Source organism: Mesorhizobium sp. M2A.F.Ca.ET.037.01.1.1 (genome assembly GCF_003998075.1).
Taxonomy (GTDB): domain Bacteria; phylum Pseudomonadota; class Alphaproteobacteria; order Rhizobiales; family Rhizobiaceae; genus Mesorhizobium.
Genome location: NZ_RZSA01000290.1, coordinates 1 through 6,765 on the forward strand (window position 1 = coordinate 1; position 6,765 = coordinate 6,765).

A 6,765-nucleotide genomic window follows, 5' to 3' on the forward strand; every position below is an offset into this window, starting at 1 on the left:
CCACGAGTCTGGCTGTATTCTCGCTTTGCATTTTCTGCAAGGCGTCGACGTTGCTGGCCGTGTCGGCGATGGATTTGTCGGAGAAGCCGCCGACCGTCCGAATCGCCGCCGGATCGGACCCCCGCAGGGCAGCCATCAGACGGCTGATCTGCTCAGAGTTCCTGTTATCGGTCAGCTGCGCCAGCACGACGCTGCCCTTGGCTGAGGCGACATACTTTCCGGCAGGGTCGATGACCACTACCGACATGTCGGGATCATGTTGCGATAGGACACGGATATACTCTGCAATGACGGGCGCCTGATAATAGTCGCCACGGCCAAGCTGCAAAGTCATGCTCACCGGCTTTCCCGGCGCCAAATTGCGATCGACATTCTCAAGCTGGACGAAGTCGCCCTTGGCGACGAACTCGCCTTCGACAATGGAAGAACTGATCGGTATCGGGTCGATTGTCTTCTTGGCTTCCTCGCGGAATTTCGCGCCCCAGCCACCCGGCCCGGTGAACTCGCTGATATCGCCGGACACTACCCCATAAGCGAGCAACGGAATGATCATGAGAGCGATCAGGGTTACACTGTCGCCAAGGGAAAACCGTTTGATGCCATAGGCGAGAACTATCCCGATCAAGAGCACGGCCGCTGCGATGGCTGTTGCCAGCATTTGTCCCTCCGGGCGAACGTCGACCAATGGGCGATCTTTCGATCGCCCATTGGCAATTTCCATGAAGCATTTCACGCAGGAGCGCCCGGTCGTCACCGGACCGACTGGGCTCAGGCCGGCAGCGCGCCGGACTTCTTCGCCGTCCAGGTGGCCATATAGTCCATCAGGCCGGGGTTGAGGCAGTCATAGGGCTCGAGCCCAATCGATCTCAGTTGCGCGCGGATACCGTCCATGCGGCTGGGGTCGACGCCGGATTCGATGATCGAGGAGACGAAGGCGGCGAAGCCCGGCGGCGACCAGCCGTCCTCCTCGAAGCGTTCCGGATGGATGAAGGACAGGCCCTTGAAGGGATGGTCGCGCTCGACCGGGCCATGCATGTGGACGCCGCAGCCGGTGCAGGCGTGGCGCTGGATCAGCGCCGAAGGATCGACCACCTTCAGCTTGTCTCCATTCTCGGTGACGGTGACGTCGCCGGTACCGGCGACGGCCACGACCGAGAATATGGCGCCTTCCGGCTTCCAGCATTTGGTGCAGCCGCAGGCGTGGTCGTGAGCGATCTGGCCCTTGACCTTCACCTTCACAGGGTTGCTCGTGCAGAGGCAGACCAGCGTGCCGCCGGAGAAGGATGCGCTTTCCTTCGGCAAGCCATTGTCAATCTTCGGATGCAGTTTCTCGGCCATTCCATTCCTCCCATGTTTTACCACAGAGGTCGCCGGCGTTCCGGCCTGCGGCCTGGTGGCTTTCCTCAGTAAACCACGACGCTGCGGATCGACTTGCCCTCATGCATGAGGTCAAAACCCTTATTGATGTCCTCGAGCTTCAGCGTATGAGTGATCATCGGATCGATTTGGATCTTCTTTTCCATGTACCAGTCGACGATCCGCGGTACGTCGGTGCGGCCACGCGCGCCGCCGAAGGCGGTGCCCATCCAGGTGCGGCCGGTGACCAGCTGGAAGGGCCGCGTCGAGATCTCCTGGCCGGCGCCGGCGACACCGATGATGACCGACTTGCCCCAGCCGCGATGCGAGGCTTCCAGCGCCTGGCGCATCACCTTAGTGTTGCCGGTGCAGTCGAAGGTGTAGTCGGCGCCGCCGATCTGGTCGGCGCCGCGCTTGGTCATGTTGACCAGGTAAGGCACGATGTCGCCATCGATCTCCTTCGGATTGACGAAATGCGTCATGCCGAATTTCTCGCCCCAGGCCTTCTTGTCGTTGTTGACATCGACGCCGATGATCATGTCGGCGCCGGCAAGGCGAAGCCCCTGGATGACGTTGAGGCCAATGCCGCCAAGACCGAAGACGACGGCGGTCGCGCCCTGTTCGACCTTGGCGGTGTTGATGACGGCGCCGATGCCGGTGGTGACCCCGCAGCCGATGTAGCAGATCTTGTCGAAGGGGGCGTCTGGGTTGACCTTGGCGACCGCGATCTCCGGCAGCACGGTGAAGTTGGAGAAGGTCGAGCAGCCCATGTAATGGAAGAGTTTTTCGCCGCCGAGCGAGAAGCGCGAGGTGCCGTCGGGCATCAGGCCTTGTCCTTGAGTGGCACGGATGGCGGTGCACAGATTGGTCTTGCGCGACAGGCAGGACGGGCACTGCCGGCATTCGGGCGTATAGAGCGGGATGACGTGGTCGCCCTTCCTGACCGAGGTGACGCCCTTGCCGACATCGACGACGATGCCGGCGCCCTCATGGCCCAGGATCGCCGGAAAGATGCCTTCCGGATCGGCGCCCGACAGGGTGAATTCGTCGGTGTGGCAGATGCCGGTCGCCTTCACCTCGACCAGAACCTCGCCATCGCGCGGGCCTTCAAGGTCCACCTCCATGATCTCCAGCGGCTTTCCGGCGGCGACGGCAACGGCGGCACGCGTTTTCATGAGGCATTCCTCCCAAGCGATCTGTAAGTTTTAGCTAACGGCAGGCTGCCCGTGGCGAATGCCAGCCTGCCATCCCTTTGATCGCAAGCTTAGCGAGTTCCGCTCCGGCGGCCAACGTCTCTTGCGACGTTTTTCGGCGCGGTTTCTGCAATCGTCGCCGGGGGACGCCGGCCTGCGGACACTTGAGGCGCGCCGGAATTATCCATAGAACTGGTCCGCTTCGCCGGAGGAACGACATCCGAATGTTCAAGAAGATCCTGATCGCCAATCGCGGCGAGATCGCCTGTCGCGTCATCAAGACGGCGCGCAAGATGGGCATTGCCACCGTCGCGGTCTATTCGGATGCCGATCGCGATGCCGTGCATGTCGAAATGGCCGACGAGGCGGTGCATATCGGGCCTTCGCCGGCGGCACAGAGCTATCTGCTTCCGGAGAAGATCATCGCCGCCTGCAAGGAAACCGGCGCCGAGGCCGTCCATCCGGGCTACGGCTTCCTGTCGGAGCGCGCCTCATTTTGCGAGGCGCTGGAGAAAGAAGGCATCGTCTTCATCGGACCGAAGCCCAAGGCCATCAAGGCGATGGGCGACAAGATCGAATCGAAGAAGTTCGCCAGCGAAGCCAAGGTCTCGACCGTGCCTGGATGGCTGGGCGTCATCGAAGACGCCGACCATGCCGAGCGGATCGCCGGCGAGATCGGCTATCCGGTCATGATCAAGGCCTCGGCCGGCGGCGGCGGCAAGGGCATGCGCATCGCCTGGAGCGAGGCGGAGGTGCGCGACGGCTTCGACCGGGCGCGTTCGGAGGCGAAAAGCTCCTTCGGCGACGACCGCGTCTTCATCGAGAAATTCGTCGTCGATCCGCGCCATATCGAGATCCAGGTGCTGGCCGACGCGCATGGCACGGCGCTCTATCTCGGCGAGCGCGAGTGCTCGATCCAGCGCCGCAACCAGAAAGTGGTCGAGGAGGCGCCGTCGCCATTCCTCGACGCCAAGATCAGGAAGGCGATGGGCGAGCAGGCGGTGGCGCTAGCGAAAGCCGTCGACTACCAGAGCGCCGGCACCGTCGAGTTCATCGTCGACAAGGACAAGAACTTCTATTTCCTTGAAATGAATACGCGATTGCAGGTCGAGCACCCGGTGACCGAACTGGTCACCAGCATCGACCTGGTCGAGCAGATGATCCGCGTCGCCGCCGGCGAGAAGCTCGGCATCAAGCAGAGCGACGTGAAGCTCAACGGCTGGGCGGTGGAGAGCCGCCTCTATGCCGAGGATCCTTTCCGCAACTTCCTCCCGTCGATCGGCCGGCTGACCCGCTACAGGCCGCCGCAGGAGGGCACGTTCGGCGACATCGTCATCCGCAACGATACCGGCGTCACCGAAGGCTCCGAAATCTCGATGTTCTATGACCCGATGGTGGCGAAGCTCTGCACCTGGGCGCCGACAAGGCTGGAGGCCATCGACGCCATGTCGGAGGCGCTCGACAGCTTCGTCGTCGACGGCATCGAGCACAACATCCCGTTCCTTTCGGCGCTGATGCAGCACCCGCGCTGGCGTGAGGGGCGGCTGTCGACCGGCTTCATCGCCGAGGAATATCCGGACGGTTTTTCCCCGGTCGCGCCGGATGGCGAGGAGAGGGCGGTTTTCGCCGCCGTCGCAACAGCGATCGAACTTTTGCGCCGCGACCGGCTCGATCGGCTGAGCGGCCGCCTGGCGCCGCATTCCGGCCATCTCAAGCGCGACTGGGTGGTGAAGATCGGCGCGGACTATTTTCCGGTCGCGATCGTCGACGGCATGGTCTCGATCCCGATGGAGGTCGATCTGTTGATCGACGGCGGCAAGCCGCTGACCGTTGCCTCCGACTGGCGGCCGGGCGACGGGCTCTGGCAGGGCAAGGTCGGCGGCGACAAGGTCGTCGCACAGATCCGTCCGATGCTGAACGGCTTGCGCGTTGCCTGGAAAGGCATGTCGGTGACGGCGCGCGCGATGCTGCCACGCACTGCCGAGCTCGAAAGGCTGATGCCTGAGAAACTGCCGCCGGACACTTCGAAGATGCTGCTCTGCCCGATGCCGGGCCTCGTCGTCTCGATCGCGGTGGCCGAGGGCCAAGAGGTCAAGGCCGGCGAGACGCTTGCCGTGGTCGAGGCCATGAAGATGGAAAATGTGCTGCGTGCCGAGCGCGACCTCACGATAGCCAAGCTCAACGCCAAGCCAGGCGACAGCCTGGCGGTCGATGCGGTGATCATGGAGTTCGCCTGAGAAGAGGCGGTAGCCAGCCGGCCTAAGCCTGTGCCCTGTCGGTCATTTGTGCTGGACTGGCACGGCCGCGTCCGGGACAATACATCTCAACAGATTGAGTCTTTGGGACAGCGCGAAAAAACATGGCGGATGAACGACTTCCACGCGATCCGTTGCAGCGCGAAGCAGCCGTGAGGGCCGCGCGGCCGGAAGCGCCGGCGCGGACCTTTATCCATTTGCGCGTGCACTCGGCCTATTCGCTGCTCGAAGGCGCGCTTCAGCTTGGCGCGATCGTCGGCCATGCGGTCAAGGACGAGGCGCCGGCGATAGCGGTCACCGACACCAACAATTTGTTCGGCGCGCTGGAATTCGCCCAGAAGGCGGTCAAGGACGGCGTCCAGCCGATCATCGGCTGCCAGGTCGATCTCGCCTTTTCCGGCGAGGCGAGCGACGGCCAGCGCGACCGTCGCCGGCATGGGCCGGAGATGTCGCCGGTCGTGCTGATCGCCGCCAGCGAGGCTGGCTATGCCAATCTCGTGCGGCTGATCAGCAAGGTCTATCTAGAGACGCCGCCCGGCGAGCCGGTGCACCTGACCAGCGCCATGCTGGAAGGCCGGTCCGATGGGCTGATTTGCCTGACCGGCGGCCCGCGCGGTCCGATCGGCAGCGCGCTCAAGGCGGACCGGCGCGACCTTGCCGAACAGCGGCTGCTGTTCCTCAAGGGCCTGTTCGGTGACAGGCTCTATGTCGAGCTGGAGCGGGTCGCCGGCTACGACCGCATGGTCGAAAAGTCGACGGTCGACCTAGCCTACACGCACGACCTGCCGCTGGTCGCCACCAACGAGGCGTTTTTCTCCAAACGCGAGGACTATGAGGCGCATGATGCGCTGATCGCCATCGCAGAGGGATCGGTGGTCGCCGCGGACAATCGCCGGCGGCTTTCGCCGGACAATTTCCTGCGCAGCCAGGCCGAGATGGCGCGGCTGTTCTCGGACCTGCCGGAAGCGATCGACAACACGGTCGAGATCGCGATGCGCTGCTCCTACTATCCGAAGAACCGCAGCCCGATCCTGCCGCGCTTCACCGGCGCCGACGCGGCCGACAAGGACGCGGCGGAAAAGGCGGAAGCCGCAGAGCTTGCCCGCCAGGCGCGCGAGGGGCTGGAGGCGCGGCTTGCCGCGCACGGCCCGACGCCGGGCTACACGGTCGAGCAATATCGCGAGCGGCTCGAATTCGAGCTCGGCATCATCGAGAAGATGAAGTTTCCGGGCTATTTCCTGATCGTCGCCGACTTCATCAAATGGGCCAAGTCGCAAGGCATTCCCGTCGGCCCGGGGCGCGGTTCGGGCGCCGGTTCGCTGGTCGCCTATTCGACCACCATCACCGATATCGATCCGCTGCGCTTCTCGCTGCTGTTCGAGCGCTTCCTTAACCCCGACCGCGTCTCGATGCCGGACTTCGACATCGATTTCTGCCAGGACCGGCGCGAGGAGGTCATCCGCTACGTCCAGCAGAAATACGGCCGCGACCAGGTCGGCCAGATCATCACCTTCGGAACGCTGCAGGCGCGAGCGGTGCTGCGCGACGTCGGCCGCGTGCTGCAGATGCCTTACGGCCAGGTCGACAAGCTCTCCAAGATGGTGCCGCAAAACCCGGCCAATCCGGTCAAGCTGGCGGATGCCATCGCCAACGAGCCGCGCTTCGCCGAGGAGGCGGAAAAGGAGCCGATCGTGCAGACGCTGCTCGATACGGCGCAGAAGCTCGAAGGCCTCTACCGCCATGCCTCGACGCATGCCGCCGGCATCGTCATCGGCGACCGGCCGTTGTCCGAGTTGGTGCCGATGTACCGCGATCCGCGCTCGGACATGCCGGTCACCCAGTTCAACATGAAATATGTCGAGCAGGCGGGTCTGGTGAAGTTCGACTTCCTCGGCCTGAAGACGCTGACCGTGCTGGAAACGGCGGTGAAGCTCATCCGCCGGCGCGGCGTCGACATAGAC

5 protein-coding genes are annotated in these 6,765 nt (G+C 63.7%); 2 read left to right on the forward strand and 3 right to left on the reverse strand.

Annotation, left to right across the window (positions count from 1 at the left end):
* The 3 genes from EOA27_RS16135 to EOA27_RS16145 form a co-directional block, all read right to left on the reverse strand.
* Window positions 1–658: hypothetical protein (locus EOA27_RS16135; RefSeq protein WP_127256677.1), on the reverse strand; the 658-nt coding region annotated here is incomplete at its 3' end.
* 110 nt (window positions 659–768) lie between these two features.
* The gene (gene gfa / locus EOA27_RS16140; protein WP_126060495.1) at window positions 769–1,338 is read right to left on the reverse strand and encodes an S-(hydroxymethyl)glutathione synthase; all 570 of its coding nucleotides are present in this window, start codon (window positions 1,336–1,338) and stop codon (window positions 769–771) included.
* 65 nt (window positions 1,339–1,403) lie between these two features.
* Window positions 1,404–2,531 carry an S-(hydroxymethyl)glutathione dehydrogenase/class III alcohol dehydrogenase gene (locus tag EOA27_RS16145; protein WP_126082375.1) on the reverse strand — a complete coding sequence of 376 codons (1,128 nt, stop codon included), beginning with the start codon at window positions 2,529–2,531 and terminating at the stop codon, window positions 1,404–1,406.
* Between the two features lie 242 nt (window positions 2,532–2,773).
* On the opposite strand from EOA27_RS16145, the gene EOA27_RS16150 reads away from it, so the two are divergent.
* Window positions 2,774–4,786, forward strand: coding sequence for an acetyl/propionyl/methylcrotonyl-CoA carboxylase subunit alpha (locus EOA27_RS16150; protein WP_126082376.1), 2,013 nt, complete (start codon window positions 2,774–2,776; stop codon window positions 4,784–4,786).
* A gap of 122 nt (window positions 4,787–4,908) precedes the next feature.
* The coding region (gene dnaE / locus EOA27_RS16155; protein ID WP_127256679.1) for a DNA polymerase III subunit alpha at window positions 4,909–6,765 on the forward strand (1,857 nt) is incomplete at its 3' end.